General features: G+C 66.8%; 28 protein-coding genes. 14 read left to right on the top strand and 14 right to left on the bottom strand.

From position 1 onward, the window contains the following. The gene (locus tag VCS63_RS15775) at positions 1-684 is read left to right on the top strand and encodes a DUF2238 domain-containing protein (protein WP_076813799.1); all 684 of its coding nucleotides are present in this window, start codon (positions 1-3) and stop codon (positions 682-684) included. Here the strand turns inward: VCS63_RS15775 and VCS63_RS15770 are convergent. Beyond that, on the bottom strand, positions 656-1597 hold the full coding sequence (locus VCS63_RS15770; RefSeq protein WP_063961501.1) for a LysR substrate-binding domain-containing protein: 942 nt from the start codon (positions 1595-1597) through the stop codon (positions 656-658). The genes VCS63_RS15775 and VCS63_RS15770 overlap by 29 nt on opposite strands. Before the next feature lie 127 nt (positions 1598-1724). Here VCS63_RS15770 and VCS63_RS15765 point away from each other — a divergent pair, with 127 nt between their 5' ends. From VCS63_RS15765 to VCS63_RS15750, 4 genes are all read left to right on the top strand, one after another. Then, on the top strand, positions 1725-2711 hold the full coding sequence (locus tag VCS63_RS15765) for a Bug family tripartite tricarboxylate transporter substrate binding protein (protein WP_042793792.1): 987 nt from the start codon (positions 1725-1727) through the stop codon (positions 2709-2711). A gap of 43 nt (positions 2712-2754) precedes the next feature. Continuing rightward, positions 2755-4164, top strand: a complete 1410-nt coding sequence (locus tag VCS63_RS15760) for an amidase family protein (protein ID WP_323880288.1) — start codon at positions 2755-2757, stop codon at positions 4162-4164. A gap of 123 nt (positions 4165-4287) precedes the next feature. After that, the gene (locus tag VCS63_RS15755) at positions 4288-4632 is read left to right on the top strand and encodes an ArsR/SmtB family transcription factor (RefSeq protein ID WP_063640096.1); all 345 of its coding nucleotides are present in this window, start codon (positions 4288-4290) and stop codon (positions 4630-4632) included. A 44-nt stretch (positions 4633-4676) separates the two neighbouring features. Further along, positions 4677-5732 (top strand): alkene reductase, encoded by a 1056-nt coding sequence (locus tag VCS63_RS15750; protein ID WP_063961486.1) that lies wholly within the window; start codon positions 4677-4679, stop codon positions 5730-5732. A 43-nt stretch (positions 5733-5775) separates the two neighbouring features. Here the strand turns inward: VCS63_RS15750 and VCS63_RS15745 are convergent, their stop codons facing one another. Continuing rightward, the gene (locus tag VCS63_RS15745) at positions 5776-6579 is read right to left on the bottom strand and encodes a CPBP family intramembrane glutamic endopeptidase (RefSeq protein ID WP_301884697.1); all 804 of its coding nucleotides are present in this window, start codon (positions 6577-6579) and stop codon (positions 5776-5778) included. Between the two features lie 158 nt (positions 6580-6737). Between VCS63_RS15745 and VCS63_RS15740 the strand changes: the two genes are divergently transcribed. Next, positions 6738-7112, top strand: coding sequence for an MAPEG family protein (locus VCS63_RS15740; RefSeq protein ID WP_063961487.1), 375 nt, complete (start codon positions 6738-6740; stop codon positions 7110-7112). A 60-nt stretch (positions 7113-7172) separates the two neighbouring features. On the opposite strand, the gene VCS63_RS15735 is transcribed toward VCS63_RS15740, so the two are convergent. The 10 genes from VCS63_RS15735 to VCS63_RS15690 all read right to left on the bottom strand — a co-directional run bounded on the left by VCS63_RS15735 (position 7173) and on the right by VCS63_RS15690 (position 17245). Beyond that, complete coding sequence (locus VCS63_RS15735) at positions 7173-7607, bottom strand: carboxypeptidase-like regulatory domain-containing protein (RefSeq protein ID WP_063640099.1); 435 nt, start codon at positions 7605-7607, stop codon at positions 7173-7175. A 99-nt stretch (positions 7608-7706) separates the two neighbouring features. Further along, positions 7707-8522, bottom strand: a complete 816-nt coding sequence (locus tag VCS63_RS15730; RefSeq protein WP_323880285.1) for an NRDE family protein — start codon at positions 8520-8522, stop codon at positions 7707-7709. A 3-nt stretch (positions 8523-8525) separates the two neighbouring features. Next, on the bottom strand, positions 8526-10505 hold the full coding sequence (locus tag VCS63_RS15725; RefSeq protein WP_278486620.1) for an FUSC family protein: 1980 nt from the start codon (positions 10503-10505) through the stop codon (positions 8526-8528). A 26-nt stretch (positions 10506-10531) separates the two neighbouring features. After that, positions 10532-11014 carry a YbaK/prolyl-tRNA synthetase associated domain-containing protein gene (locus VCS63_RS15720; protein WP_042793786.1) on the bottom strand — a complete coding sequence of 161 codons (483 nt, stop codon included), beginning with the start codon at positions 11012-11014 and terminating at the stop codon, positions 10532-10534. Positions 11015-11126: 112 nt separating this feature from the next. Beyond that, on the bottom strand, positions 11127-11846 hold the full coding sequence (locus VCS63_RS15715; RefSeq protein ID WP_042793785.1) for a response regulator transcription factor: 720 nt from the start codon (positions 11844-11846) through the stop codon (positions 11127-11129). Between the two features lie 131 nt (positions 11847-11977). Beyond that, entirely contained in the window at positions 11978-13462 is a 1485-nt protein-coding gene (locus VCS63_RS15710; RefSeq protein WP_323880284.1) for an efflux transporter outer membrane subunit, read from the bottom strand. A gap of 6 nt (positions 13463-13468) precedes the next feature. Beyond that, positions 13469-14614, bottom strand: a complete 1146-nt coding sequence (locus VCS63_RS15705) for an ABC transporter permease (protein ID WP_063961491.1) — start codon at positions 14612-14614, stop codon at positions 13469-13471. Further along, positions 14611-15573: an ABC transporter ATP-binding protein gene (locus tag VCS63_RS15700; RefSeq protein WP_104653529.1), complete on the bottom strand. Its 963-nt coding sequence runs from the start codon at positions 15571-15573 to the stop codon at positions 14611-14613. The genes VCS63_RS15705 and VCS63_RS15700 overlap by 4 nt, the downstream gene beginning before the upstream one ends. Then, on the bottom strand, positions 15570-16538 hold the full coding sequence (locus tag VCS63_RS15695; protein ID WP_323880282.1) for an HlyD family secretion protein: 969 nt from the start codon (positions 16536-16538) through the stop codon (positions 15570-15572). The genes VCS63_RS15700 and VCS63_RS15695 overlap by 4 nt, the downstream gene beginning before the upstream one ends. A 2-nt stretch (positions 16539-16540) precedes the next feature. Further along, the gene (locus tag VCS63_RS15690; protein WP_323880280.1) at positions 16541-17245 is read right to left on the bottom strand and encodes a TetR/AcrR family transcriptional regulator; all 705 of its coding nucleotides are present in this window, start codon (positions 17243-17245) and stop codon (positions 16541-16543) included. A gap of 145 nt (positions 17246-17390) precedes the next feature. Here VCS63_RS15690 and VCS63_RS15685 point away from each other — a divergent pair, with 145 nt between their 5' ends. The 3 genes from VCS63_RS15685 (at position 17391) to VCS63_RS15675 (ending at position 19878) form a co-directional block, all read left to right on the top strand. Beyond that, on the top strand, positions 17391-18440 hold the full coding sequence (locus VCS63_RS15685; protein ID WP_063961495.1) for an NADP-dependent oxidoreductase: 1050 nt from the start codon (positions 17391-17393) through the stop codon (positions 18438-18440). Beyond that, positions 18437-19117, top strand: coding sequence for a type 1 glutamine amidotransferase domain-containing protein (locus VCS63_RS15680; RefSeq protein WP_042793781.1), 681 nt, complete (start codon positions 18437-18439; stop codon positions 19115-19117). The genes VCS63_RS15685 and VCS63_RS15680 overlap by 4 nt, the downstream gene beginning before the upstream one ends. 161 nt (positions 19118-19278) lie before the next feature. Continuing rightward, on the top strand, positions 19279-19878 hold the full coding sequence (locus VCS63_RS15675) for an HD-GYP domain-containing protein (RefSeq protein ID WP_063640141.1): 600 nt from the start codon (positions 19279-19281) through the stop codon (positions 19876-19878). Positions 19879-19884: 6 nt separating this feature from the next. On the opposite strand, the gene VCS63_RS15670 is transcribed toward VCS63_RS15675, so the two are convergent. Continuing rightward, entirely contained in the window at positions 19885-21483 is a 1599-nt protein-coding gene (locus VCS63_RS15670) for a glycerol-3-phosphate dehydrogenase/oxidase (RefSeq protein WP_063640142.1), read from the bottom strand. A gap of 5 nt (positions 21484-21488) precedes the next feature. Next, on the bottom strand, positions 21489-22280 hold the full coding sequence (locus VCS63_RS15665; protein WP_042793780.1) for a DeoR/GlpR family DNA-binding transcription regulator: 792 nt from the start codon (positions 22278-22280) through the stop codon (positions 21489-21491). A gap of 210 nt (positions 22281-22490) precedes the next feature. On the opposite strand from VCS63_RS15665, the gene VCS63_RS15660 reads away from it, so the two are divergent. The 5 genes from VCS63_RS15660 to VCS63_RS15640 are packed head-to-tail and all read left to right on the top strand — an operon-like array spanning position 22491 to position 26692. Next, a complete protein-coding gene (locus tag VCS63_RS15660; RefSeq protein WP_042793779.1) occupies positions 22491-23576 on the top strand; it encodes an ABC transporter ATP-binding protein in 1086 nt (361 codons plus the stop codon). Further along, positions 23576-24664, top strand: a complete 1089-nt coding sequence (locus tag VCS63_RS15655; protein ID WP_323880278.1) for an ABC transporter ATP-binding protein — start codon at positions 23576-23578, stop codon at positions 24662-24664. Before VCS63_RS15660 ends, VCS63_RS15655 begins: the two co-directional genes overlap by 1 nt. Further along, positions 24661-25551: a carbohydrate ABC transporter permease gene (locus tag VCS63_RS15650; protein WP_042793777.1), complete on the top strand. Its 891-nt coding sequence runs from the start codon at positions 24661-24663 to the stop codon at positions 25549-25551. The genes VCS63_RS15655 and VCS63_RS15650 overlap by 4 nt, the downstream gene beginning before the upstream one ends. After that, positions 25544-26356, top strand: a complete 813-nt coding sequence (locus tag VCS63_RS15645) for a carbohydrate ABC transporter permease (RefSeq protein ID WP_042793776.1) — start codon at positions 25544-25546, stop codon at positions 26354-26356. The genes VCS63_RS15650 and VCS63_RS15645 overlap by 8 nt, the downstream gene beginning before the upstream one ends. 27 nt (positions 26357-26383) lie before the next feature. After that, a complete protein-coding gene (locus tag VCS63_RS15640; protein WP_042793775.1) occupies positions 26384-26692 on the top strand; it encodes a DUF2160 domain-containing protein in 309 nt (102 codons plus the stop codon). Positions 26693-26702 lie beyond the last annotated feature (10 nt).

Here is a 26702-nt window from a genome sequence, read left to right as displayed (position 1 = left end):
ATGGCGGATGCGCGCCGGCGCTACCTCTACACCCTGGGCGTCCTGTTTGCCATTATCTGGACGGCGCTGGCCATCGCGCCGCATGACCGCGCGGACTGGGCGCTGGAGAACGCGCTGGTGCTGGCCTTTGGCGCGGCGCTTCTCGTCACGCGCCGCTGGTTCGTGTTTTCACGGACGTCGTACACGCTGATCTTCCTCTATCTGTGCCTGCATGCCGTCGGCGCCCACTACACGTACTCGCTGGTGCCCTACGATGATTGGTGGCGGGCGCTGACGGGCCACGGCTTGAACAGCATGGTCGGCTGGGAACGCAACAACTTCGATCGCGTGGTGCATTTTTCCTACGGGTTGCTGCTGGCCTATCCCATCCGCGAAATCTTCCTGCGCGTGGTCGAGGTGCGCGGCTTCTGGGCGTATTTCCTGCCCATGGACGTCACGCTGTCGACGTCGGCGCTGTACGAGTTGCTGGAGTGGGGCGCCGCCGCGACCGTGGGCAGCGAACTGGGCGCGGCCTATCTGGGCACGCAGGGCGACATCTGGGACGCGCAGAAGGATATGGCGCTGGCCGCCGCCGGGGCGGTCATCGCCATGGCGATCACCGCACTGGTCAACCGCCGCGCCCGGCGCGACCTGGCGCGCGATTGGGCCGACAGCCTCAAGCCGCGCCGCCAGACTGGCGGCTAGCCGCAGCGCCCGGCAGGGCCTGGCGGTGTATGCGGCGGCGGAAAAGATCGGCCATGGTTGCCGCCGCCAGCGACAGCGGCGTTCCCCGTAGCGTCATGATGCCTATGCTGGCAACCGGCATGGGCACGTCCGCCAGGATCTGGCTGGCCTCGCCGCCGTAAGGATGGACCTCGAGCATGCCGGACGGGCAGATGATCAGCGCGTCGCTGCGGACCATCAGGTTCCACATGACGGCGAAGGTATCGCAATCGATGACGCGTTCAGGCGCTTTCCGGCCGGTGGCGCGCAGGCCTTGCAGAAAAGCGTCCGTGTGGCTGCCGCCCGACACGTTGAGCAGCCATTCGCAGCCCACGATGTCTTCCCAGCGCGTCGCTTGCGCCAGCGGGTGACCGCGGCGGCAGGCAATCATGAATTCCAGCGGCCGCAAGGCCTCGAAATCGAATTCCTGCCCGTCATCGCCGCCCATCACGCCCGAGGCCAGCGCGAAATCCAGTGTGCCGTTGCGCAGCGCGGGCAAGACGGCGGCCAGCAAGCCTTCCGACACCTTGAGCCGGGCGGCGGGCATGCTCTGCCTGAAATCGTTCAGCACGTCCGGCAGCACATTCAGCATCACCATGGGCGTTACGCCCACCGCCACCCGCGCCTCGGCGCCGCTGAGCAACTGTCGGATGTCCTGGCGGGCCAGCGCCAGCTGAGCCTGGGCGAGCCGGGCCCGAACCGTCAGGTGTTCACCGCATTCGGTCACGGCAATGCCCTTGGGACTGCGGGTGAGCAGGGGCGCTTCGAGTTCGGTTTCCAGTTCCTTGATGGCCTTGGTCACTGCCGCCTGGCTCAGATGCAGGCTGCGCGCCGCGGCCCGGATGCTGCGGAGTTCGGCAACCTTCAGCCAGGCCCGAAGATGGTGGTCCTTCATGCGCCCCTCGGTGGTGACAACCAATGATTGTCACCTTAACAAAGAAATAGCCTTACGTGCAGCGCGGGCGATCTCTAAGCTTCCCGACGACTAGAACCGGTGCAGTCCCGTACTTCAGGAGCCAGCCATGCAGATCTTTCCCCGTCGTGTCCGCCAGGCCGTTTCACTGTGTGTTGCATTGTTGGGCGCGGCAGGCGCCGGCGCGGCCCGCGCGGACTGGCCCGAGCGGCCCGTCAAGCTCATCGTGCCGTACGTGGCGGGCTCGGGTCCCGACGTGGTCCTGCGTCCGATTGCCGATGCCCTCGGGCGCGAGCTGGGCCAGCCCGTCATCGTCGACAACCGCGGCGGCGCGGGGGGCATCGTCGGCACCCAGATGCTGGCCTCGGCGGCGCCCGACGGCTACACGATCGGCTTTGGCAATCTGGTGACGCTGGCGATCAACAAGAGCATGTACAAGAAGTTGTCTTACGACCCGCAGCGCAGCCTCGCGCCGATCAGTCTTGCCATCAGCAATGCGCTGGTGCTCATCGCCCGCAATGACTTCCCGGCCAGCAACGTGCGCGAGCTTGTCAGCTACGCCAGGCAGCACCCGGGCAAGGTCAGCGTGGGATCGTTGGGCGTGGGTTCCAGCGCTCATCTGGCTGGCGAAATGCTCAAAAGCGAGACCGGCACCACCATGCTGCACGTCCCCTACAAAAGCGGCCAGCAGGCGGTGGGCGACATCGCGGGCGGGCAGCTCGACGTCATGATCGACAACGTGGCCGGGGTACTGCCCTTCATACGGTCAGGCCAGGTCAAGGTGCTGGGCGCGACCAGTCTTGCGCGTGTGCCGGTCCTGCCCAACGTGCCCACCATCGATGAATCCGGCGTGAAGGGGTTCGAGGTGGTTTCCTGGGGCGGAATCGTCGCGCCCGCCGGCACGCCCAAGCCCATCATCGACAAGCTCAACGCAGCCATTGCCAAGGCCCTGCAAGATCCCGCGGTACTCAAGCTCAACGAGACGCTCTCTGTCGACGCCACGCCTTCCACTCCCGAACAGTTCGCCAGCCTGATCGCCACCGAGATTCCGCGTTGGGGCGAAATGGTCCAGCGTTCGGGCGCTACGGCCGATTGACGGGCGTTTGCATCCCTCGCGTTCATATTTACACGGAGCCAACATGACGCAAGAACTCTGGCGCAGGAACGCCGTCGATCTGGCACGCGCCATCCGCAACCGCGAAGTCTCCAGCCGGGAAGCCGTGCAGAGTTGTCTGCGGCGGGTGGAGGCCCTCAATCCCGTATTCAATCCGCTTACCGAGGTTTGCGCCGACCAGGCCCTGCAGGCTGCTGATGCCGCCGATGCCGCCATTCGCGCGGGTGGGCCTCTGGGAATGCTGCACGGCGTGCCGGTGACGATCAAGGCCAACGTCGATTTCGCCGGGTCGGCCACGACCAACGGCGTCGTGGCGTACCGGGATGTCATCGCCCGGGAGAACAACCCGGCCGTCGACAATTGGATCAAGGCGGGCGCGGTCGTGATCGGCCGCACGAACGTCCCGGCATTCTCCTGGCGCTGGTTCACGGACAACGACCTGCATGGCCGCACCCTGAACCCTTTCGACACCGGCCGTACACCGGGCGGTTCCAGCGGGGGCGCAGCCGTGGCCGCTGCCCTGGGCATGGGCGCCTTGGCGCATGGCAGCGATCAGGGAGGATCGATCCGATATCCGGCCTACGCTTGCGGCGTGGCGGGGCTGAGGCCGTCGCAAGGCCGCGTGCCGGCGTACAACGCCAGCCAGAAGTCGGAACGTCCGGTCGCCTCTCAACTGGCGGCGACGCAAGGGCCCTTGGCCCGGACCATTGCCGACCTGAGATTGGGGCTGGCGGCGATGTCCACAGGCGATTCCCGCGATCCGTGGTGGGTGCCGGCGCCGCTGGACCTGCGCCAGCCGGGCGACAGCAAGCGGGTGGCGCTGTTTTGCGGCACCTCCAGTATGAAACCCGATCCCGCCGTGCTGGATGCCTTGTTGCGCGCCGCCAAGAGCCTGGAAGACGCCGGCTACACCGTCGAGACCGCAGCACCGCCCAGGTTCGAGGAGGCCGCCGAGCTCTGGCTCAATGTGCTGATGAACGAGGCATCCGGCTCCATGGGCCGCGAAATCGAGCGCGCCGGCGACGCGGCAATACAGCGCGCATATCGCAGCATGCTGACGCACCGCTCGATCCTGGACAGGGACGGCTTCGTTCAGGCGATGGCCATGCGCACGACGGTGCTGAGGGAGTGGGGCGCATTCTTCGACCGCTATCCCGTCCTGCTCATGCCGGTATCGTTCGAACGTCCGTTCCTGATCGACCAGGACCAGCAAGGGGACGCCGCCATGGGCGGCATACTTCGGGCGCAGAGTCCGCTGGTTTCGACCGCGATTTTGGGTTTGCCCGGCCTGTCGGTCCCGGTCGGCCTGGCGGACGGCGTGCCCATGGGCGTCCAGCTGGTGGCGGGGCGATTCCGGGAGGATCTATGCCTGGCGGCGGGCGAGGCCATCGAGGCGCGCGCCTCGTGGTCGGTGCTGGAGCAGTGCCCGGCTTGAACCGCGGGGGTAGCGGTAGTGGGATACCGGGTCGCGCCCCGGGGATAGCCCTGGGCGCGGCAGGGGTATGACTATATATCGAATAGTTCCGATATAAGATTCGATAAATTGCGATACTTCGATATGACGGTCTCCACTTCCAGTCCTGATCCCGCCGCCGTACCGGCCATCGACGCCGACGCCATACTCAAGGCGTTGGCCAATCCGGTGCGGCGCGACATTCTCGCGTGGCTGAAGACACCGCATGCGTACTTCGAGGAAAGCCCGGGCCATACCTTCGAGCATGGCGTCTGCGCGGGCCACATCGATGGCCGCTGCGGGCTGTCCCAGTCCACCGTGTCGTCGCACCTGGCCGTTTTGCAGCGTGCCGGCCTGATCTCGGCGACGAAAGTGGGGCAATGGATTTTCTACCGTCGCAACGAAGCCGTCATTGCCGCATTCCTGCGGCAGTTGAATCAGGATATGTAGCCCCGCTACGCCAAGCGCCCCTGCACGGGGCCGAGGACCTTTGCATGAGCCAACTTTTCGAACCCCTGCGCGCAGGCGATCTGACGCTGCGCAACCGTATCGTCATGGCGCCTTTGACGCGCATGCACGCCAGCCCGGGCCGCGTGCCCAACGACCTGATGGTCGAGTACTACACGCAGCGCGCGGGCGCCGGCATGATCCTGACTGAAGCCACGGCGGTCACGCCGCAAGGCGTGGGCTATGCCGACACCCCGGGCCTGTGGACCACCGAGCAGGTCCAGGGCTGGCGCAAGGTTACGTCCTCGGTGCACCAGGCCGGCGGCCTGATCGTGGCGCAGCTCTGGCACGTGGGCCGCATTTCCGATCCGATGTTCCTGAACGGCGACCTGCCGGTGGCGCCCAGTGCCATCGCCGCGAAGGGCCATGTCAGCCACGTGCGTCCGGAACGTCCCTATGTCACGCCGCGCGCGCTGGAAACGGCGGAGCTTGCGGGCGTGGTCGAGGCCTACCGCCATGGCGCGAAGATGGCCATGGAAGCCGGTTTCGACGGCGTGGAAGTGCATGCGGCCAATGGCTATCTGCTGGACCAGTTCCTGCAGGACAGCACCAACCGCCGCACCGATGCCTATGGCGGTTCGCTGGAAAACCGTGCGCGGCTGTTGCTGGAAGTGGTGGATGCCTGCGTGTCGGTGTGGGGCGCGGGCCGCGTGGGCGTGCACCTGTCGCCGCGCGGGGAAATCCACAGCATGGGCGATTCGGACCCGGCCGCCACGTTCGGTTATGTGGCGCGTGAATTGGGCAAGCGCGGCATCGCCTTCCTGTGTGTGCGCGAGTACGAAGCCGCCGACAGCCTGGGGCCGATGCTGAAGGCCGAATTTGGCGGCACGTACATCGCCAACGAAGGCTTCGCGCGCGACTCGGCCGAAGCGGCCATCGCGGCGGGCCGCGCCGATGCCGTGGCCTTCGGCGTGCAGTACATCGCCAATCCGGACCTGGCGCGCCGCTTCGAACTGAAGGCGCCGCTGAACCGGCCCAATCCGGCCACGTTCTATGCGCCCGGCCCGGGCGGCTATACCGACTACCCGGCCCTGGCTTTTTAGCGGGCTGTCCTGCGGGACGGCATGGCAGGCGGCGGAAAGGCCTTCAGAACGTGGCGCGCATCGGATAGGTAAACAGGCCGAAATGCGCCGCGTTCAGGCCCAGGTGCGCGAGTACCGCAGCGGCCAGGCCGCCATATCGGTAGGCCAGGCCGTAGGCCGCGCCAGCCAGGCCGGCCAGCAGCATCCATTGCCAGCCGCCTGCGTAGTGAGCGAGGCCGAACAGTACGGCCGCGACCGCCAGCGCCGCCCACGCGCCCCAGGCATGCGGGCGCCATAAGGCCGTCAGCTGTTGCTGCAGATAGCCGCGGAACAAGGCTTCCTCGGCCAGCGTCACCAGCAGGGCATTGTTCAGCAGCCAGATCCAGCCCGATTGCGGCCATTTGGGCGCCCAGCCCACCACACCCAGGACGAGCGCGCAGCCCAGGCACACGGCCATCGCCGCCAGGCAGGCCAGGAGCGCGGCCTTCAGTGTGGCGCGTGGACTGTGCCCCGACATCGGCGGCGCCAGCGCCAGCACCACCCAGAACGCCACCAGCGGTTTGTCCAGATTCAGGTACATGCCGAACGGCACGGCATCCGGACTCAGCGGTGCCGGCGCGATGACCTGCGGGTTGTGAAAACCTGGCAGCAGGTGCAGGAACAGCATTGCGGCAAGCGCGAGGAAGAGGCCGTGGCCGGCGGCGCGCGCGGCCGCGCCCGATGCTGGCCGGACCAGCACGGCGGCCAGCACCAACAGCGCCGGCCCCGTGAGCGCGACGGAATCCATGGTGCCATCCATCCACGCCCATGCGTACGCGGCCCCCAGGGGCGCGAGCGCCCAACGCCGCGTGGCGGGCGGCCATAGCATGGCGGCGGCAAGAAACAGGGCGGACCAGGGGCTGAAGAGCGGCACGGGTGTACAAGCGCGGCGAAAGCGCTGAGTGTAAACGTCGGCTGGCGCATGCTCTGACGCCGCGGCGCGAACAACGGTATTCTTGCGCCACCCAGACACCAAGGAGCCAGACGATGAAAATGATTGCGTGGTTGATGCTGGCGGCGGCCGTGCTGCCCTTCGTATCGGCGATAGTCGCCAAGGCGGGCGGGAAAAAGTTTGACAACAATGATCCCCGCGCCTGGCTTGCGCGCCAGGAAGGCTGGCGGGCGCGGGCGAACGCGGCGCAGACCAATGCCTTCGAAGCGCTGCCGTTCTTTTTCGCTGCCGTGCTGTTCGCGCTGTATACCCAGGCGCCGCCCGCGCATGTCGCCACCTTGATGGCTTGCTGGCTGGGCGTGCGGCTGGGCTATCTGGCCATGTACCTCGCGGGCTGGGGCGCGCTGCGTTCGCTGGTGTGGGCGATCAGCGTGGGCTTCATCATCGCGATCCTCTTCTCTGGAGTGTAGAGGCGGGCAGTCATGCTCAATGCGATGGCGCCCGTGGCCAGCCGCGCGCCCTGACGGCGGCTACTTCCATTCGAAGACGGCGCGCGCGGTGCCTGAATTCTGCACGGAGACGTCGCGTTGCTGGGCCTGGCCGTTGTAGGTGGCCGAGATCTTGTAGTTGCCGGCGGGCAGTTTTACCAGCATGTAGGGGCCTTCGGCCGTGGCCTGCAGGACGGCCTTGCCCTGCGCATCGCTGATGGTGACGGCCACGTTGGCAACGTAATCGGCCTTGCCATCGCGCTGCGCGGCGAAGGTCAGCGCCAGCGGGTAGTCTTTTGCGGCAGCCTTCATGGCCTCGGATTCGTCCAGCCCGATACCGCCACTGACATACTGCACCGAACCTTGCTGTTGCACCGGCGGCAAGCCTGCCTGGGCGGTGGACAGGATTCCGGCAAAGGCCATGCTGCCCAATGCCATCGCGGCGGCCATGGTGCAGCGTTCTATACGCTTGTTCATGAGACTCTCCTGGATAGGACGATCAGCGCGCCTGTTCGGCGCGCATGAACGGTTCGACCCGCATGCCGGCGCGGAGTTCGCGCCCGCGGGCTCCGGATGTCAACCGATTGTTTCCGGCGCCCGACCTAGCGTATCGCCGTCGTCCGCCGCGCGCCAGGAGAATGTCAGCAGGCTTTCGCCGCTGACCGTGCCGTCCGGCGCGAAGCGCCTTTCATCCAGCTGTCCAGCGCCATCTGCGCGCAGCGTCAGCACGCTGGAGCTGCGGGTGCCATAGTTCGGACTGACAATGAAGGGGCTGCTCAATAGCCTTTCCCGATCCAGAGGCAGGCCGGTGGCGGGAAGATCGGCGTCCTCGGCGGGTTGACGGTCCGCCAGCGCAGCCATCAGCGCAGGCAGGTCAGGCTGGGGCGTGCTGCGCAGTACGGATTCAAAGGCGGCCTTGGTGCGCGCCAGCTTGGGCCAGGGCGTGTCCAGCAAGTGGTTGGACAGCGCATAGACGCCCGAAGCCAGGCGGCGCGGACCGCCGTCCCGATTGCTCAGATACCAGGCTTCGCGCGTATCCCCCACGATCAGGTTAAAGCCGTTGTAGGCCTGGCCTGCGTCATGCGCCCACGCCAGGTAGTCGGCGGGAGATGCCCCGCCGCGCAGATAGTCCTCTACCAGCGCGCCACGGGACGGCGCGTGATCCCGGGTCTTGCCGGGTTCGCGGAAATTCGTCACCAAGGCGTAGCGGCCGCTAGTCGTGACACCCATCCAGCTGCCGCCGGCCAGGCCGTCGCGGCCGGCGTAGACCTCGGGAGCATCGGGCCATTGCGCGGCGGGCAGCGTGGACCGCTGGTGGAATTCGTCGCGGTTGGCGGCGATCAGGACGGGGATGCCCGGCAGGGCATGCAAGGCCAGTACGGCAAGACACATGGTTCAGACCTGGTTGGCGGGTTTGTCGGGGGTGGGTTTTCCTGGCGCGCCGGCGAAATCCGGGCCAGTCAGGGCGGAGCGCAAGGCTTCGATCTGCGCCGCCACGTCCCGCAGCACGGGCGAGGGCGAAACGACGGAGTCGGACGGCATGGCCGCGCCTTGCGCCACCGCGGCGCTCATCTCATGCAGGAATGCCGCCAACTGCCCCAATTCCGCGGCGGTGGGCGCCGCCTGATCGGCAGGCAGCGACCAAGCCGTGTCGGAAATGGCGTTGGCGACGCGCTCCAGCGCGACCTCGACGGGCCACCAGGCCAGCGCGCGCCGGCTGACCAGGCGCGGTTCGGAGAGTCCGCGCTGCAAGGCAATGCGCAGATCGGACAAGCGCGCATAGGCGCTTGCACGCAGGTCGTGGCGGCTTGTGGGGTCGGCCTGGAAGACCGTGTTCAGATAGGCTGCCAGCGTGTCCATGGCGGCGGAAACCGCGTTGTCCAGGTTGCTGCGTTCGATGCGTATCCAGGGCAGGTAGCCCACCAGCAGCACGATGGCCGCGGCCACGCCCACGTCGATCAGCCGCGCCAGCGCGATGGGCCAGCTGCCGGGCTGCAAGGCGCCGATCAGCAGCATCAGGATGGGCAGCAGAATGGCCGAAAACAAGCCGTAGTTGCGCCGCACCGACCAGGGCAGCAAGGATGCCAGCGCCGCTACCGTGAGCAGGCTGACGATGCCATTGCGGTCCAGCGCCAGCACGGTTGCGCTGATGGCCACCCCGACCACGCTGCCGGCGCAGCTTTGCAGCGCCCTTGCGAACACCGAGCCGAAGTTGGGTTTGAACACCACCACCACGATCAGCGGGACCCAGTAGGAGCGCGGCAGCGCGGCCGCCATCGCAACCGCTTCGGCGGCAATCAGGCACAGGCCCAGGCGCACCAGATAGCGCAGCGTGGTGGGCCCGGGGCGGTAGGTGCGCGCCAGCACGCGCCAGGGCGTGCGCGGCCGCGCCGGCGGCAGGCCGGCGAAGGCATCGGCTTCCGATAGCGCACCCCCGTCCAGCAAAGGCTGCACCTGGGCCAGCGCATCGGCCAAGGGCCCCATCCCTGCCTCGCGCAGGACGGTGATGTCGTCGCGGGGATCGGGCGTCTCGTCGTTTTCCACGCGATCGGCCAGCCGATTCATGACCCGCGCGCAATCGCGCGGCAGCACTCGCCCGGCGCGGGCCAGTGCCAATGCGGCATTGGTCAGTGGCGTACAGGCCTGCAACTGCGCGGCCAGCCGGGCCAGCCGGGGCGAGGGGCCCGCAGCGCCACGGCGGGCGGCCAGCACGGTGTCGTAGGCTGTGGTCATGGCCGCCTCCATGTCGCGCCGCGCGCTCATGGTGCGCGAGGTGCCGATGGCGGCAAACATGGCCGCCAGCTTGCGGTAAGCCATGGCGACGGCAGCGCGCTCCGGCGCGATCGGATTGACCACCCAGCCCGTCAGGGTGAGCGCCAGCCCGAACAGGCCGCCGGCTCCCACCAGGACCGACGGCAGCCAGGGTGGCAGGGTCGAGGTCAGGCTGGCGCCCACGATGACGTAGACGGCAAACTGCAGCGTGGAGACGGCGGCAATGTTGTTGAAGGTGCCAACCAAGCTGGCCGCCAGCACCAGCAGGGTCATGGCGGCCGATGTCCACAGGCCGTGGCCGGAAATCATCGTGCCCAGGAAGTACCCGAGCGCGCCGCCGAACACGGTGGCGCCGATGGACAGCGCGCGGTTGCGGTAGGGGCCGCCATTGTCGCCAGTGATGGCGGGAAGCGCGCCCAGCGCGACGAGGGCCGCGGCCGCGCTCTGGTCCAGCGCCAGGCCCACCGCGGAGGGCAGGCCGATCGCCAGGGCGGCGCGCAGCGCCACCCAAGGGCTGACCGGCGAGGGTTCCATGTGCGCCAGGCTCATCAGCCAACGCATGTTGGAGCTGCGCGCGCCATGTTTCATCGGGGTGCGGAACACGGTGGCCTCGGGGCGCGGCCTGGGAATCAGGCCTTGATCAGGGGCGCCTCTTCGGGCGCGGCCAGGCGGAAGTAGTCTTCCGTGTTCAGGAGGATGGAGGCGTCCAGGCGGCCGGCGTTGAACACGATTTCCCCATGGCGTTCGCGCAGGCTCGGATCCACCAGCAAGTGCAGTTCAGGATTGAAGGTGAAGGGCGGGATGGCGCCGATCTCGCATCCGGTCAGTTCGCGCGCCAGGTCTTGCGAGGCCAGAGAGGCCTTCTTGCCGCCTGCGGCGCGGGCGATGGCGTCCAGGTCGGCCTGCTTGTCGGCCGGAAACACCGCCAGCACGTTCTTGCGCTGGTTGGACGAGATCTTGACGCGGCAGACCAGCGCCTTGGCGCCCTGGCTGACCTCCGTGCCGCGTATGGCCGCGACCTCGACGGAGCGGCCGGCCGCGGGGTGCTCAATCAGGCGATAGCGGGCCTGGTTCAGGGCAAGCAGGGCTTGCAGGCGTTCGAAGACTTCCATGTCGGGGCGCGTGGGTTGGAACGTGGGCGGATGGGGCCGGCAGTCGGCCTCGTACGGCGCATGATACGCCCGCCGGCGGCCCTGCGCGCCCGTGGCGTGCCACGCGACGGCCTCAGATTTCTCCGGTAAAGGCGTAACCCCAGCCCCATACGGTGCGAATGGGCAATTCCACGTTCAGGTCCTGCGCCTTGCGCCGCAGGCGGCTGACCAGCACGTCGGTGCGGCGAACGGATTCGCGGCCGCTCTGCGTATCCATGCCGGGAGGGTCTGCGCGCGGCAGGCGCTTGTCGGCCGAGGCGGTCAGCTTGAGCAGGAATTCGCGTTCGGCCAGGGTCAATGCCAAGCGCGTGCCTTGTGGACTGACGAGCGTCCAGGCCGCATCATGGAACTGCCATTTGCCGGCCGCCTCGTTTGCGGGGACCGGCGCCGGGCGCGGATCGGCGTCCGGGGACCGTCTCCCGGGCGCGGGAATGCGGCGCACCAGCGCTTGCAGCGCGGCCGCGATCTCCGCGGCGCTCACGTCCGGTTGCAGGCAGACGTCCGCGCCGCAATGCAAACCCAATATACGGTTTTCAGGGGAGTCGAAGGTGGACACGGCAACGATGCCGGCGGTGGTGTCCATGGCGCGCAGGCCGGCGAGCGCCATGCAAAGATCGGAGAGCTCGGCTTCCATGACCAGTAACGGGGTGCGGCGGGCCTGGAACAGGCGGAACAAGCTGTTGGAGTCCTCGCACAGCCGGGGCGAGAAGCCCATTTCCGCCAGCGCGTCGCCGCGGTGCATGCGTAGGCCGGAGTCGGGAGAAAAGACGATCAGGTCTAGTAAGTCATTCATGAATCATTGTGATCTGTGCAGCATGAGCGCATGCATGATGCAACGGATACAGCGATTTCCTAAACCTCGCACAACACCATTTTCCTACCCGAATTCTCGGACATAGTTACGCGCAGCGGTTTGGGGCACCGTTATGGTGCGCCGCCGGGCGCTTCGTTCCACCAGCCGCCGCCCAGCGCTTGCAGCAGCGCGGCTGTGTCGGCGTGGCGCTGGGCGTTGGCGGCAGTGCGCGCGATGCGCGTCTGCAATAGCTGGCGCTGGCTGTCCAGCAGGCTGAGGTGGCTGATACCGCCCGCCTCGTAGCGGCCCCGGGCGATGCGCTCGGCCTCCTCGGCGCGGCGCCAGGCTTCGTCGCTGGCCTGGTAGGCGTCGTCGTCGGTCTGCACGGCACGCAAGGCGTCGGCGACCTGCCGGAAACCGTCCAGCACGGTTTGCCGGTAGCCGGCAGCGGCTGCGTCGTAGGCGGCCTCGGCCGAGCGCGTGCGGGCGCGCAACTCGCCGCCATGAAACAGGGGTTGCACCAATCCCAGCCCCAGGCTCCAGACGTTCAAACCGTTGGACAGATCCCCCGCTCGTGTCCGTTGCGAGCCAAAACTGGCGGTAAGGGTGAATTGCGGGTACTGATTGGCGACAGCCACGCCCACGTTGGCCGAGGCCTGGTGCCAAAGAGCCTCGGCAGCCAGTATGTCGGGACGCTGGCGGGTCAGGGCCGAAGGCACGCCGGTGGGCACGTCGGCGGGCAGCGTCAGGTCGGCCAGCCGCAGCGGCGCGGACCGGAGTTCGGCGGGCGCCAAGCCCAGATAGGCCGCCAGCTGATGCGTGGCCTGCGCCAGTTGGTACTCCAGCGGCGGCAGCGTGGCCCGCGTTTGCGCGACCAGCAGTTCCTGGTTGCGCAGGTCGGCCTGGGAGACTCCGCCTGCCTGCTGGCGCTGGCGCATGATGTCCTGCTGCCGGACCTGGGCCGCCAGCAGCTCGCGCGTGTCGGCCAGCCGTTCGTTCAGGTCGGCCTGGCGGATGGCGGCCGTGACCACATTGGCGGCCAGCGACATGCGCGCGGCCTGCAGTTCGTGCGCCTGGTAATCCACCTGCGCACCCAAGCCTTCGAGTACGCGGCGATTTCCGCCGAACACGTCCAGCGTGTAGGAGACATCGATGGACGCGTTATAGAGCGTGAATGGCGCGGGCTGTTCGACCACCGGCACGCCGAAAGCCGAGGGGTCTACTTTTTGCCGGGTCACCGACAGGTTGCCGTCGACCTTGGGCAGCATGCGGCCGCCGGTTTCGGCGTTCAGGTCTTCTGCGGCCTGGCGTAAGCGGGCGCGCGCCTGTTCCAGCGTGGGACTGGCCTGCAGCGCTTGCCGCACCAATTGGTCCAGCGCTTCGGACTCGAACAGCCGCCACCATTGCGCGGGAATGTCCAGCCCGGCCTGCAGTCGCTGTGCTCGCGCGGAAGGTTCGGACGCGCGAGGCGCGGTGTAGGCGTCGACCTGTGGCGGCGCGGGCCGTTCGAAGTCCGGCCCGACCGCGCAGCCCGCGAGCAGCGCGCACAGGACCGGCGCGGCCAGGCGGCAGGGCGTGGCGGCGGGCGGAAAGGGCTGGGGCAGGGGGCGTGGCATGGCGGTTCAATCCAGGGTGCGGCGGTAGAACTTCACGGCGGCGGTCATGACAACCACGGTAAACAGCAGCAGCGGCCAGATGCTGGGCCACAGGTCCCACCAGCCGTTGCCCTTGAGCAGGATGCCGCGGATCAGTCGATTGAAATGGGTGAGCGGCAGCAGGTTGCCCAGGTATTGCGCCCACAGCGGCATGCCCAGGAACGGAAACATGAAGCCCGACAGCAGCATGTTGGGCAGAAAATAGAACATGGTGAGCTGCATGGCCTGCAGTTGATTCTGCGCCAACGACGACAGGGTGATGCCCACCGTCAGGTTGGCCGCCACGAACAGCAGCGCCGACAGGTACACGGTCAGCAGCGAGCCTTCGAATGGCACGTGAAATACGAAGTACGCGGCCAGCAGAATGATGCTGGCCTGGATCAGGCCGATGGCGATGTAGGGCACGATCTTGCCTGTCATGACCTCGATCGGCCGTACGGGCATCGCCAGCAGGTTTTCCATCGTGCCGCGTTCGCGCTCGCGCGTCATGGCCAGCCCGGTCATCATCACCAGCGTCATGGTCAGGATCACGCCCATCAGGCCCGGCACGGTGTTGTACTGCGAGACCTGCTCTTCGTTGTAGAGCCTGTGCACCAGCACGTCGAAGGGGGGCTGGCCGCCAGCCAGGTCCGCCAGCGGACCGGTCAGGTCCTTCTGCGCCACGGCCTGCGTCAGCTGCGTGGCCGCCCCGATGGCCAGCCCTGTCGCCATGGGGTCGGTGGCGTCGGCTTCGATTAGCAGCGCCGGGCGCTCGCCGCGCAGCAGCTTGCGGGTGAAATCCGGCGGTATGGTCAGCACGAACAGCACGCGCCCCTGGGCCAGCGCGGCGCGGCCCGCTTCCTCGTTATCCAGTTCCTCGACGATGTGGAAGTAGTCGGATGACTTCATCGCCGCGACGAAGCTGCGCGTGAACGGGCTGTGGTCGGCGGCGATGACCGCCGTGGGCAGTTGCTTGGGGTCGGTGTTGATGGCATAGCCGAACAGGGCCAGCTGCATGATGGGCAGGCCGACGATCATGCCGAAGGTAATGCGGTCGCGGCGCAGCTGCAGGAACTCCTTGAGCACCATGCTCCACCAGCGCGACCAGGAAAAGCCTTGCAGATGGCGCATCATGGCGGACTCGCGAAGTTGTCGGTGGAGCGCTTCATCAAGTAGATGAAGACGTCCTCCAGGCTGGTGTCGATGCGTTCCAGGGTCAGGTCCTGGCCGGCGATGGCATCCTGAAGCGTGTGTTCCAGCAGCGCCGCGTCGCGGCCGCTGATGTGCAGGGCAGAGCCGAAGGCCACGGTCTGGTCCACGCCCGGGGCGTCGCGCAGGCGCTGGGCCAGCGGCACCAGGTTATGGCCGCGGATGGCCCAGGTGGTCAGCCCCTGTTCGGCGATGACGTCCTCGGCGGTGCCTTGCGTCAGCAGCCGTCCGTAGGAGATGTACGCCAGCTTGTGGCAGCGTTCGGCCTCGTCCATGTAGTGCGTGCTGACCAGCACCGATATGCCGCGCGCCGCCAGTTCGTGCAGTTGCTCCCAGAAGTCGCGCCGCGCGGTCGGATCCACGCCCGCGGTGGGTTCGTCCAGCAGCAGCAGCCGTGGCTGGTGCAGCAGGCAGGCCGCCAGCGCCAGGCGCTGCTTCCAGCCGCCGGACAGCGATCCCGTCAGCTGTTTGGCGCGGCTTTGCAGGCCCAGGTCTTCCAGTGCGCGTTCCACGGTGTCCTTGCGGTCGGGCATGCCATACATGCGCGCCACGAAATCCAGGTTCTCTCGTATGGTCAGGTCGTCCCAGTAGGAGAACTTCTGCGTCATGTAGCCCACGTGCCGCTTGATCTGTTCGCTGTCGCGCAGGATGTCGTAGCCCAGGCAGGTGCCGCTGCCGGAGTCCGGTGTCAGCAGGCCGCACATCAGGCGGATAGACGTGGTCTTGCCGCTGCCGTTGGGGCCCAGGAAGCCGAAGATCTCGCCTTCGCGCACCTGCAGCGACACGTCGTTGACGACGTGCTTGTCGCCGAAGCGCTTGTTCAAGCCGTGCACATCGATGACGTAGTCACCGGCGGATGCTTGCATGGCGGCGGGCGCGTTCATTGCAGCGTCGCCTCCACGGGCTGCCCGGGATGCAGCCGCGTGGTGGCCTCGGGCGCGGGACGGGCTTGCACCATATAGACGAGTTTGCTGCGGCTATCGCGGCTGTAGATGACGGGCGGTGTGTATTCGGCCTGGGTGGAGATGTAGTCGATGCGCACGGGTATGGGATCGCCGCAACTGTCGCAGCGCACCGTCGCCTGCTGTCCCACCTTCAGCGCGCCCAGCGCTTCTTCGGGTACGAAGAACCGCACCTTGATATTGCCCGGCGGCAGCAGGCTTACCACCGGACTGCCGGCAGGTACCCATTCGCCCAAGCGATACAGGGTGTCGAACACCAGCCCCGCGGCGGGCGCTGACAGGCGTTTTTGCTCCAAGGTCCATTCCGCCTGGGCCAGGGCTGCCTTGGCCGCGTCCACCTGGGCAGCCTGGGCGCGGCGCTGGTCGTCGCGGCCGGGCAGGCGCGCCACTTCCAGCTGTGCTTGCAGTTCGCGCACCCGCGCGGCATCCGACTGCGCCTGTTCGCGGCTGTCGTCCAATTGCGCGCGGGCGATGCCGCCTATGCGGAACTGATCGGTGTCGCGTCGCAGCTGTGCCGCGGAGCGGCGGCTGGCCGCCTCGGCCTGCGCCAGTTGGGCGCGGCTGACATCCACTTCCGCCGGGCGCTTGCCGGTGGCGATGTCTTCTTGTTGCGCTACGGCGGCGGCCAACTGCGCGCGGGCCTCGTCGCGCGCCGCGGTTTCGCGCGTGGCCTCCAGCGCGAACAGAGGCGTGTCGGCCTGCACTTGCTGACCGCGCTTGACCGGCAGTTCCGCCAACCTTCCGGATTCGGAGGACGCCACGTAGACGTATTCGCCTTCGGCGTAACCCTGGAAGAAGGTGCTGCCGTCCTTGCCGCAGCCGGTTGCGGCAAGCAGGATCAGCGCGGAGGCGAGAAAGGGGCGGCGCAAAACGGGAGGAAGGCGCATGGTCAGCGTCCTGGAGTAACGGGCGGGGAGAACAGGCCGCCCGTGAGCATGGCGATGGCGTGGGTCGCGATCGCGCGGGTGTCGATGGCTTGCGCCTGGGCATCGTCTTGCAGCACGCGCCGCCACAGGCTGGAGGTGGCAAGCGGCAACAGGGTCAGGCCCAGGATGGAAAGGAACACGAGGCGCGGCTCCACGCCGGGTGTGATGGCGCCCATGCGCTGGCTTTCGGCTATGGACGCGGAGAAGGCCTGCAGGCGGTCGGCCGGCAGGTGGCGCAGCACGCGCTCGCGCAGTTGCCCGCCTTCGTTCACGACCTCGTGCAGCCACAAGGCCGGCAGCCAGGGCCGCTCGGCAGCGCTTTGCACCAGGCGGTCTACAACCTCCGTGATGAAGGCGCGCACGGCGGTGGGTGGATCCGCCGCCAGGTCCTGCGCCTGCGGAACGGGCGACCATACGAAGCCAATGACGGGGACGATCCGTTCCAGCACCACAGCATCGATCAATTGGTCGCGGCTCTTGAAGTAGTAGTGCACCATCGCCGAGGTGACGCCGGCACGCTGCGCGATATGGGTAAGCGTGGTGGCTGCGACGCCCTGGGCGGCGAACAGGCCTGTGGCCACGTCCAGCAGGTTGGCGCGGGCGGCGGCGTTATCGGGGCGTGGCGGGCGGCCGGGCCGGCGCGCGGGCAGGGGAGGTTGGGATCGCATGTGCCGTATGTTAATTAAATTATTAATTAATTAAAAGAGGGGCTGATTCCGGCGGCATCAATGGTGTAATGGGCCGATACCCCATCCCGCCACCGGGGTCGCCCCGCAAGGCCCTGGCGGCTTCCCTGCAGGAGGCTGGACTGTCATGCCGCAATCGTCTTCCATCAACCGCCGCATCGTGCTTGCCGCGCGCCCGCAGGGCGAGCCGGCCGACAGCGATTTCCGCCTGGAGACCGGCGACGTGCCGCAACCCGGCCCCGGGCAGGTGCTGCTGCGCACGGTGTATCTGTCGCTCGATCCCTACATGCGAGGCCGCATGAGCGACGCGCCGTCCTATGCCGAACCCGTGCAGGTGGGCGGGGTCATGGTCGGCGGCACCGTCACCCGGGTCGAGGCCTCGAACCACCCTGACTACCGCCCGGGCGAGTGGGTGCTGGCGCAATCCGGCTGGCAGGATTACGCCCTGTCCGATGGCTCGGGTCTGCTGCGCCTGGGGCCCAATCCTCAGCACCCGTCCTATTCCCTGGGCGTGCTGGGCATGCCCGGCTTTACCGGGTACATGGGTCTTTTGGACATCGGGCAGCCCAAGGCGGGCGAGACCGTGGTGGTAGCCGCGGCCAGCGGCGCCGTGGGGGCGGTGGTCGGCCAGATTGCCAAGATCCATGGCTGCAAAGTCGTGGGCATTGCCGGCGGCGCGGACAAATGCCGCTACGCCGTGCAGGAGCTGGGCTTTGACGACTGCCTGGACCACAAGGCGCCCGACCTTCCGGGCCGCCTGGCGCGCGCCGTGCCGCAGGGCATCGATGTGTACTTCGAGAACGTGGGCGGCGCGGTCTTCGACGCGGTGCTGCCCTTGTTGAATCCCCGCGCGCGCATACCGGTCTGCGGCCTGATCTCGGCCTACAACGCGACCAGCCAGCCCCAGGGGCCGGACCGCCTGGGCATGCTGATGCGCACCATTCTCACCAAGCGCCTCAAGATGCAGGGCTTCATCATCTTCAACGAATATGCGCATCGCTACGGCGAATTCCGCGAAGCGATGGAAGGCCTGATCCAGCAAGGCCGCATCAAGTATCGCGAAGACGTGGTCGATGGACTGGAGAACGCGCCGCGCGGCCTGATCGGGCTGCTCAGGGGCGAAAACGCCGGCAAGCGCATTGTGCGCGTCGGCCCGGACGAAAGGAGCGCCGCATGAATATCCTGATCGTGCTGACTTCCCACGACACCCTGGGCAATACCGGTCGCAAGACCGGTTTCTGGCTCGAGGAATTTGCCGCCCCGTACTACGCGTTCGTGGACGCGGGCGCCCAGGTCACGCTGGCCTCGCCCGCGGGCGGCCAGCCGCCGCTGGATCCCAAGAGCGACGACCCCGACGCCCAGACCGACGATACGCGGCGGTTTCGGCAGGACAAGGACGCTCAGCGGCAGTTGGCCGCCACTCTTCGGCTGGCGCAGGTGCAGGCGGCCGATTACGACGCCGTGTTCTACCCCGGCGGCCACGGTCCGTTGTGGGACCTGGCGGAGGATCCGAAATCGGTCGCGTTGATCGAAACCATGCTGGCGGCAGGCAAGCCAGTGGCCGCCGTGTGCCATGCGCCCGGCGTGCTGCGCCATGCCATGACGGCTGATGGCAAGCCGCTGGTGCAGGGCAGGCAGGTCACGGGTTTTTCCAACGCGGAAGAGGCCGCGGTGCAACTCAGCGACGTGGTGCCGTTCCTGGTCGAGGACGAACTGAAGCGGCTGGGCGGGCAGTACACCAGCGGCCCGGACTGGCAGCCGCACGTCGTCAGCGATGGCCTGCTCGTCACTGGACAGAATCCGGCTTCATCCGTGGGAGTCGCAAACGCGCTGCTGGACAGATTGAAGGGCTGATCGCCGCTGCCGGACCCGCTGCACGCCTTGCCGTGGGCGGGGCCGGCGCTGAGCTGCCTTGGAGCGCGGCATCTGATCGGCAAGGATTGCTGCGCAATGTGTCAGAATCGCGACCTTTTGCTACAGCGCGATGCGGCATGGCCGCCTTGCGCGCGATACCGATGCCTCCAGACGTACCCGAATATCCAGCCGGCTCCTGCGTGGCGGCCTTATCCGCCGCCATGCGGGCGCGCGACCCGGCCACCGGCCGCCATTCCGAAAGAGTTGTTGCGTTGAGCGTGGCGCTGGCCCAGGCCTGCGGCTTGCCGCAAGCCGAGCAGGAGGCGGTCGCCGTCGCCGCCCGCCTGCACGACATCGGCAAGATCGGCACGCCGGACCGGGTGTTGTATTCCCCCAAGCGCCTGGACAAGGACGACTGGGAAATCATGAAGGCCCACGCGGCCGTTGGCGCCGACATCATCATGCACAGCGACATTCCACAGCGCGAACTGATCGCGCTGGCAGTGCGCCACCATCATGAGCATTTCGACGGTTCGGGCTATCCCGCAGGCCTGTGCGGCGCGGATATTCCGCTGCACTCGCGCATTATTTCGCTGGCCGATTCGTATGACGCCCTGGGCGACGCTCGGCCCTATCACCCCGCGCGCACACACGCGGAGATTATGCGCATCCTGAATCAGGAGGCCGGCTCCAAATGCGATCCGGACCTCCTGCGCACCTTCGAGGCCATGATCCAGAAAAGCCGGCTCAGGGTCCCGTAGGGCAGGCTACTTCAGCCGATAGTTGGCCGCGACGACTTCCAGTTCCTGCAAGGTGCGTTGCTGCCAGGCTGCATCGTGCCCCAGTTCTTCCGCCAGGATGCGCGCGACTTCGGGCGCGGCCAGCATGGCGGCCTCACTGTCCAGGAAGAGGGCGCGGTTGCGGCGCGCCAGCACGTCCTCGGCGCTGCGCGCCAGTTCGAAACGCGCGGCGAAACGCACGTGCGCTTCGGACAGGCCGCTGCTTCGGACCAGCATGCGGTCGGCGCCAGGCAGCGCCTTCAAGGCGGCCAGGTCGCTGCCGTAGTAGCTGTCCGGGGTGCCGGCGTGTTCCTGCGAGGGCGCCAGGCCTGCCGCGCCGTGCAGCGGCAGCGATTCCGTGCGGCAGGCGGCCTGCGTCAGTAACTGATGTTGGATAGCGGTGTCGACCACGTCCTGCGCCATGCGGCGGTAGGTGGTCCACTTGCCTCCGGTCACGGTCACCAGACCGGCCTTGGACACCAGGATGGTGTGTTCGCGCGACAAGGATTTGGTGGAGGCCTCGCCTGTCGCCTTGACCAGCGGTCGCAGCCCGGCCCAGACACTCGTGACGTCGCTGCGCGTGGGCTTGCGGCTGAGATAGCGCGCCGCGGTGCTCAGGATGAAATCCACGTCCTGGGCGCCGGCTTCCGGATCCAGCGGGAGGTCGCCGCGCGGCGTATCGGTGGTGCCGACGATGGTATGGCCATTCCAGGGCACTACGAACAGTACGCGGCCATCGTCCGTCTTGGGGATCAGGATGGCGCGCTTGCCCGGCAGGAAATCCTGCGGCAGTGTCAGGTGCACGCCTTGGCTGGGCGCGACCATGGTTTGCGCGTTCTTGTCTTCCATGCGCCGCACCGCGTCCACCCACACGCCGGTGGCATTGACCACGCAGCGCGCGCGCAGCGTGAAGCTGGCTCCGCCTATCGCGTCCTGGGCCGTCACGCCATCGACCTTGCCGCCCGTCATGGTCAGGCCGGTGGCGCGCATGTAGTTCACCGCCGTTCCGCCCAGGTCGAATAGCGTGCGCATCAGGCTGACCGCCAGGCGCGCATCGTCGAACTGGCCGTCGTAATACAGCACGCCGCCCTTGAGGTTCTTGCCCTGCACGTTCTCGGCCAGGGTGGGCGCGTTGGCCAGCGTGTCGCGGCGCGACAGCCAGCGGCTGGGTGACAGGTTCAGCTTGCCGGCCAGCATGTCGTACATCTTCAGGCCGATGCCGTAGAAGGGCTGGTCGAACAGGTTGTAGGCGGGCACCACAAAGCCCAGCGGCCACACCAGGTGCGGCGCATTGCGGTTGAGCAGGCCGCGTTCATGCAGCGCTTCGCGCACCAGGCTGACGTTGCCTTGCGCCAGATAGCGCACGCCGCCGTGCACCAGCTTGGTGGCCTTGCTGGAAGTGCCCTTGGCAAAGTCCGCGCCTTCGATCAGCAGGGTGCGATAACCGCGCGAAGCGGCATCGACGGCAGTGCCCAGGCCGGTTGCGCCGCCGCCGATGACAATCACGTCCCAGGAGTGCGTGTTGTCCAGCGTGTTCAGGAGGCGGTTGCGGTCGGGCGGGGCGACGGAGGCTAACGGTTGGTTCATGGGATTCAAGGTGTTTGCTTCAAGGTATTTGGGGCGGCCGCGACATCGCAGCGCACGCCGGCGTCCAGCAGGACCTGGGCCAGCGGCTCTTGCGGATGCGCATCGGTGAAGAATCGGTCGATTTGCGAGATGTGCGCCAGCTCCACCATGGCCTGGCGCTTGAATTTGCTGCTGTCGGCGGCGAGCCAGACTTCGCGGGACTGTTCGATGATGGTGCGGGCCACCCGCACTTCGCGGAAGTCGTAGTCGCGCAGAGTGCCGTCGGCCTCGATGCCGGAAATGCCGATCAGGCCGATGTCCACCTTGAACTGGCGGATGAAGTCCATGGTGGCTTCACCGACGATGCCGCGATCGCGCGAACGCACCACGCCGCCGGCCACGATGACCTCGCAGTCCGGGTTGTCCGACAGGATGTCCGCGACGTGCAGGTTATTGGTGATGACGCGCAGGCCGCGGTGGCGCAGCAGGGCGCGCGCGATGGCCTCGGTGGTGGTGCCGATATTCAGGATCAGCGAACAGCCGTCGGGCACGGCGCGGGCTACGGCCTCGGCAATCCGCTGCTTGCCTGCGGCATGCAGGCCCTGGCGCTTGCGATAGGCGATGTTTTCGATGGTGGACGCTTCGATGCGCACCCCACCATGGAAGCGCGACAGCAATCCCGCTTCGGAAAGGATATTGACGTCGCGCCGCACGGTCTGCAGCGTGACGTCAAAGCGTTTGGCGAGTTCTTCGATCGTGGCCGAGCCTTGGGCCCGAACCATTTCGATCAGCGCGCTCTGTCTGGGGTTCAGTGTCATGTTCGTATGATAAAACAACAAAAGCGAAAAATAATGACGCGCTGCAAGATTGTTTTTTGTTCGCTTCTTGAGTAAAACGCACAAAAAACGAAAGCTATCTGAAAGAGTATGCTCATCCTGTTGTTCGCATGAATGCAGGCCGAGCCGCTGTACCGAATACCGAAGTCCGCCGTAAGAAACAGGGACGTATAAGTAGGTAGAGGAGACCAGATGCAGCTGAACTTGGACGGGATAGGTTTGCGGGCAGGCTCGCAGATCCACCTGTATCCCATGAGCCTGGCCCCTGTCGAGGGCGCCATGACGGTATTGCTGGGGGCCACCCTGGCGGGCAAGACCTCGCTGATGCGCATCATGGCCGGGCTGGACCGGCCCACCGAAGGTCGGGTGATAGCCGATGGCGCCGACGTGACCGGCGTGCCGGTACGGCAACGCAACGTCGCCATGGTCTACCAGCAGTTCATCAATTACCCGTCCATGTCGGTCTACGACAACATCGCTTCGCCGCTCAAGCTGCGCGGGGCCGCGGACATCGGTGAAAAAGTGCGCGCCATGGCGGCGCGGCTGCACATCGACCATCTGCTGGAACGCTACCCCTCCGAGCTGTCTGGCGGGCAGCAGCAGCGGGTGGCGCTGGCCCGGGCGCTGGCAAAGGACGCGCCGCTCATCCTGCTGGACGAACCCCTGGTCAACCTGGACTACAAGCTGCGCGAGGAATTGCGCGACGAACTGTCCGAATTGTTCGCCGAAGGGCGCTCCACGGTTGTTTACGCCACCACCGAACCGGGCGAAGCCTTGTTGCTTGGGGGCCACACGGCGGTACTGGATGCCGGCGAGCTGCTGCAATACGGGCCCACGGCCGAGGTTTTTCACCGGCCCAATTCCATACGCGTGGCCCGTGCCTTCAGCGATCCGCCCATGAATCTGTTCGGTGCCCGGCGCACCGATTCGGGCTTCGTGCTGCAAGGCGACCTGGCCGTGACACGCGCGCTGCCGCAGGGCGCCGCTACGGAAATCACGGCCGGCCTGCGTGCCGGCGCCCTGGACGTGGAGCCACGGCCGGGCCACCTCGTCCTGCCCGGAATCGTGAAGCTGGCCGAGATATCCGGGTCCGACACTTTCGTACACGCGCAGACCGCGGCGGGCGATGTGGTGGCGCAACTGCCCGGTGTGCACCGATATACGCTGGACCAGCGCGTGCAGCTGTACTTCGATCCGGCGCAGACCTATGCCTTCGGCTCTGACGGCGCACTGCTGGCTGCGCCGCGGCAGCCGGCGGGCGCGGGGGAGGCGGCCTGATGGCGCAGATCGAGCTGGACCTGTCGCATTCCTATGTCGCGGACCCCAAGACCGACGAGGATTATGCGCTGCTGCCGCTGGCCTTCACTTTCAGGGACGGCGGGGCTTACGCCTTGCTGGGACCATCCGGTTGCGGCAAGACCACTTTGCTCAATTGCGTATCGGGCTTGTTGCGGCCGTCGCACGGCCGGATCCTGTTCGACGGCCAGGACGTGACGGATAAGACGCCGCAGGCGCGCAACATCGCCCAGGTGTTCCAGTTTCCCGTGGTGTACGACACCATGACGGTGGCCGAGAACCTGGCGTTTCCGCTGCGCAATCGCGGCATGGCGCCCAAGCTCATCCGCGAGCGCGTCGGCCGCATCGCTGAAATGCTGGAAATGTCCCAGGTGCTGGACCGGCGCGCCAGCGGGCTCACGGCCGACGCCAAGCAGAAGATCTCGCTGGGGCGCGGATTGGTGCGCAGCGAGGTGTCGGCCATCCTCTTTGACGAACCGCTGACCGTTATCGATCCGCAGCTCAAGTGGGAGCTGCGCCGCAAGCTCAAGGAAATCCACCATGAGTTCAAACTGACGCTGATCTACGTCACGCACGACCAGACCGAGGCGCTGACTTTCGCGGACGAGGTCATGGTGATGGCGCGGGGCAGGGCCGTGCAGGTCGGGACGGCGGATGATCTGTTCCAGCGGCCGGCGCACACATTCGTTGGCCATTTCATAGGCTCGCCCGGCATGAACTTCCTGCCGGCGCAATGGCGCGACGGCGGGCTGGAGGTCGGCAGGAGCCGTATCGGCGGTTTGCCGGAAACGGTTGCGGCCAGGCTGACTGGTGTGGGCCCCGTGAAGCTGGGCGTGCGCCCGGAATACCTGCGCATCGCCGAGCCGGGCGCGCCCGGCGCCCTGGCCATGCGCGTGGAGCGGGTGCAGGACGTGGGCACGTACACATTGCTGGTCGCGGATTTCGAGGGCACGCCGGTACGGGCCCGGCTGGGCAGCAACATCGTGCCGGCCGCGGTCGGCGGCACGGTCTGGCTGTCGGTATTGAATCCGCACACGTGCTTCTATCGCGACGAGGAGCTGATCCGATGAAACCCATAGATCACCGGGCCTGGTTCCTGGTCCTGCCCGTGGTGCTGTGCGTGGCGTTCTCGGCCATCCTGCCGCTGATGACCATCGTCAACTACTCGGTGCAGGACATCATTTCTCCCGAGCGCCGCGTCTTCGTCGGCACCGAGTGGTACGCGGCCGTGCTGCAGGACGAGGAACTGCACGGCGCCTTGCTGCGCCAGATCGGTTTTTCGCTGGCGGTCCTGGCCATCGAGATCCCGCTGGGCATCCTGCTGGCGCTGTCGATGCCCGCCAGCGGCTGGCGCGCGTCCGCGGTGCTGGTGATCATTGCGCTGTCGCTGCTGATCCCCTGGAACGTGGTCGGCACCATATGGCAGGTCTTCGGGCGCACCGATATCGGCCTGCTGGGCGCGGCGTTGTCCTGGATGGGGGTGGACTACAACTACACCGGCAACGACGTCGACGCCTGGGTCACGGTGCTGATCATGGATGTCTGGCACTGGACGCCGCTGGTGGCGCTGCTTTGCTACGCGGGGCTGCGGGCCATTCCCGATGCCTATTACCAGGCGGCGCGCATCGACGGCGCGTCGCGCCTGGCGGTGTTCCGTTATATCCAGCTGCCCAAGATGCGCGGCGTGCTCATGATCGCGGTGCTGCTGCGCTTCATGGACAGCTTCATGATCTATACCGAGCCTTTCGTGCTGACGGGCGGCGGACCCGGCAACGCCACGACCTTCCTGTCGCAATACCTGACGCAGAAGGCGGTCGGCCAGTTCGACCTGGGGCCCGCCGCCGCCTTCTCCATCATTTATTTCCTGATCATCCTGCTCTTGTGCTTCATCCTCTACAACTGGATGCAGCGCGCCGGCACCACCGGCGGCTTCGACGAGGAGCGCGCAAATGCGTGAAAAAAATTCGTGGTGGCGCGGCGTTTTCCTGACTCTGTACCTGGTCTTTGCCATCCTGCCGCTGTACTGGATGCTGAACATGTCGTTCAAGACCAACACCGAGATCGTCAGCACCCTGACGCTATGGCCGCGCGACTTCACCTTCGAGCATTACCGCACGATCTTTACCGATCCGGCCTGGTACTCCGGCTACATCAATTCGCTGATCTACGTGGTCATCAATACCGTGATCTCGCTGGCGGTGGCTTTGCCCGCTGCCTATGCGTTCTCGCGCTACCGCTTCATCGGCGACAAGCATGTGTTCTTCTGGCTGCTTACCAACCGCATGACGCCGCCCGCGGTGTTCCTGCTGCCGTTTTTCCAGCTCTACAGTTCCTTCGGCCTGATGGACACCCATCTGGCGGTCGCGCTGGCGCACCTGGTGTTCAACGTGCCGCTGGCGGTGTGGATCCTGGAAGGCTTCATGTCTGGCGTGCCGCGCGAAATCGATGAGACCGCCTACGTCGACGGCTATTCCTTTCCGCGCTTTTTCCTGACCATCTTCCTGCCGCTGATCAAGTCAGGGGTCGGGGTGGCGGCATTTTTCTGCTTCATGTTCAGTTGGGTGGAACTGCTGCTGGCGCGCACGCTCACCTCGGTCAACGCCAAACCCATCGTCGCCACCATGACCCGCACGGTGTCGGCCTCGGGCATGGACTGGGGCGTGCTGGCGGCGGCGGGCGTGCTGACCATCGTGCCGGGCGGCATCGTGATCTGGTTCGTGCGGCACTACATCGCGAAGGGCTTCGCGATGGGCCGCGTGTAGGGCAAGGGATTCCGGGAGAGCGCGATCATGTTCAGCTGGATGGTATGGACTACGCCCGTCGCCGTGTTTTTCTCCTGCATCGTCCTGATGCTGGTGGGCATGACGGTGTGGGAACTGAAATCGCCCACGGCCGAGCGCAAGGGCTTTTTGCCCCTGCGCACCACCCGCGGCGACCGCCTCTTCATCGGCCTGATGGCCGCGGCCTGGCTCAACCTGGCATTCCTGGGATTCGGGCAGAAGGCGACGGAATGGTTTTCACTGGACGAGCCGCCATCGGTGTGGATCAGCTTTATTGCATCCATGCTGCTGCTGGCGCTCATTATGAGGAAGGGCTGAAGAGGGGCGC

This window comes from Achromobacter sp. D10 (genome assembly GCF_035282245.1).
GTDB lineage: Bacteria > Pseudomonadota > Gammaproteobacteria > Burkholderiales > Burkholderiaceae_B > Achromobacter > Achromobacter insolitus.
This window is presented reverse-complemented; position numbering and strand designations above follow the sequence as displayed.

Coding starts and splice junctions, on each gene's coding strand:
- VCS63_RS15730 (WP_323880285.1), bottom strand. CDS start 8,522: ATGTGTCTTGCCGTACTGGCCTTGCATGCCCTGCCGGGCATCCCCGTC.
- VCS63_RS15710 (WP_323880284.1), bottom strand. CDS start 13,462: ATGCCACGCCCCCTGCCCCAGCCCTTTCCGCCCGCCGCCACGCCCTGC.
- VCS63_RS15690 (WP_323880280.1), bottom strand. CDS start 17,245: ATGCGATCCCAACCTCCCCTGCCCGCGCGCCGGCCCGGCCGCCCGCCA.
- VCS63_RS15765 (WP_042793792.1), top strand. CDS start 1,725: ATGCAGATCTTTCCCCGTCGTGTCCGCCAGGCCGTTTCACTGTGTGTT.
- VCS63_RS15745 (WP_301884697.1), bottom strand. CDS start 6,579: ATGCTATGGCCGCCCGCCACGCGGCGTTGGGCGCTCGCGCCCCTGGGG.
- VCS63_RS15670 (WP_063640142.1), bottom strand. CDS start 21,483: ATGAACCAACCGTTAGCCTCCGTCGCCCCGCCCGACCGCAACCGCCTC.
- VCS63_RS15650 (WP_042793777.1), top strand. CDS start 24,661: ATGAAACCCATAGATCACCGGGCCTGGTTCCTGGTCCTGCCCGTGGTG.
- VCS63_RS15735 (WP_063640099.1), bottom strand. CDS start 7,607: ATGAACAAGCGTATAGAACGCTGCACCATGGCCGCCGCGATGGCATTG.
- VCS63_RS15750 (WP_063961486.1), top strand. CDS start 4,677: ATGAGCCAACTTTTCGAACCCCTGCGCGCAGGCGATCTGACGCTGCGC.
- VCS63_RS15695 (WP_323880282.1), bottom strand. CDS start 16,538: ATGCGCCTTCCTCCCGTTTTGCGCCGCCCCTTTCTCGCCTCCGCGCTG.
- VCS63_RS15645 (WP_042793776.1), top strand. CDS start 25,544: ATGCGTGAAAAAAATTCGTGGTGGCGCGGCGTTTTCCTGACTCTGTAC.
- VCS63_RS15720 (WP_042793786.1), bottom strand. CDS start 11,014: ATGGAAGTCTTCGAACGCCTGCAAGCCCTGCTTGCCCTGAACCAGGCC.
- VCS63_RS15655 (WP_323880278.1), top strand. CDS start 23,576: ATGGCGCAGATCGAGCTGGACCTGTCGCATTCCTATGTCGCGGACCCC.
- VCS63_RS15755 (WP_063640096.1), top strand. CDS start 4,288: ATGACGGTCTCCACTTCCAGTCCTGATCCCGCCGCCGTACCGGCCATC.
- VCS63_RS15640 (WP_042793775.1), top strand. CDS start 26,384: ATGTTCAGCTGGATGGTATGGACTACGCCCGTCGCCGTGTTTTTCTCC.
- VCS63_RS15775 (WP_076813799.1), top strand. CDS start 1: ATGGCGGATGCGCGCCGGCGCTACCTCTACACCCTGGGCGTCCTGTTT.
- VCS63_RS15680 (WP_042793781.1), top strand. CDS start 18,437: ATGAATATCCTGATCGTGCTGACTTCCCACGACACCCTGGGCAATACC.
- VCS63_RS15760 (WP_323880288.1), top strand. CDS start 2,755: ATGACGCAAGAACTCTGGCGCAGGAACGCCGTCGATCTGGCACGCGCC.
- VCS63_RS15665 (WP_042793780.1), bottom strand. CDS start 22,280: ATGACACTGAACCCCAGACAGAGCGCGCTGATCGAAATGGTTCGGGCC.
- VCS63_RS15675 (WP_063640141.1), top strand. CDS start 19,279: ATGCCTCCAGACGTACCCGAATATCCAGCCGGCTCCTGCGTGGCGGCC.
- VCS63_RS15740 (WP_063961487.1), top strand. CDS start 6,738: ATGAAAATGATTGCGTGGTTGATGCTGGCGGCGGCCGTGCTGCCCTTC.
- VCS63_RS15685 (WP_063961495.1), top strand. CDS start 17,391: ATGCCGCAATCGTCTTCCATCAACCGCCGCATCGTGCTTGCCGCGCGC.
- VCS63_RS15660 (WP_042793779.1), top strand. CDS start 22,491: ATGCAGCTGAACTTGGACGGGATAGGTTTGCGGGCAGGCTCGCAGATC.
- VCS63_RS15770 (WP_063961501.1), bottom strand. CDS start 1,597: ATGAAGGACCACCATCTTCGGGCCTGGCTGAAGGTTGCCGAACTCCGC.
- VCS63_RS15715 (WP_042793785.1), bottom strand. CDS start 11,846: ATGAATGACTTACTAGACCTGATCGTCTTTTCTCCCGACTCCGGCCTA.
- VCS63_RS15700 (WP_104653529.1), bottom strand. CDS start 15,573: ATGAACGCGCCCGCCGCCATGCAAGCATCCGCCGGTGACTACGTCATC.
- VCS63_RS15705 (WP_063961491.1), bottom strand. CDS start 14,614: ATGATGCGCCATCTGCAAGGCTTTTCCTGGTCGCGCTGGTGGAGCATG.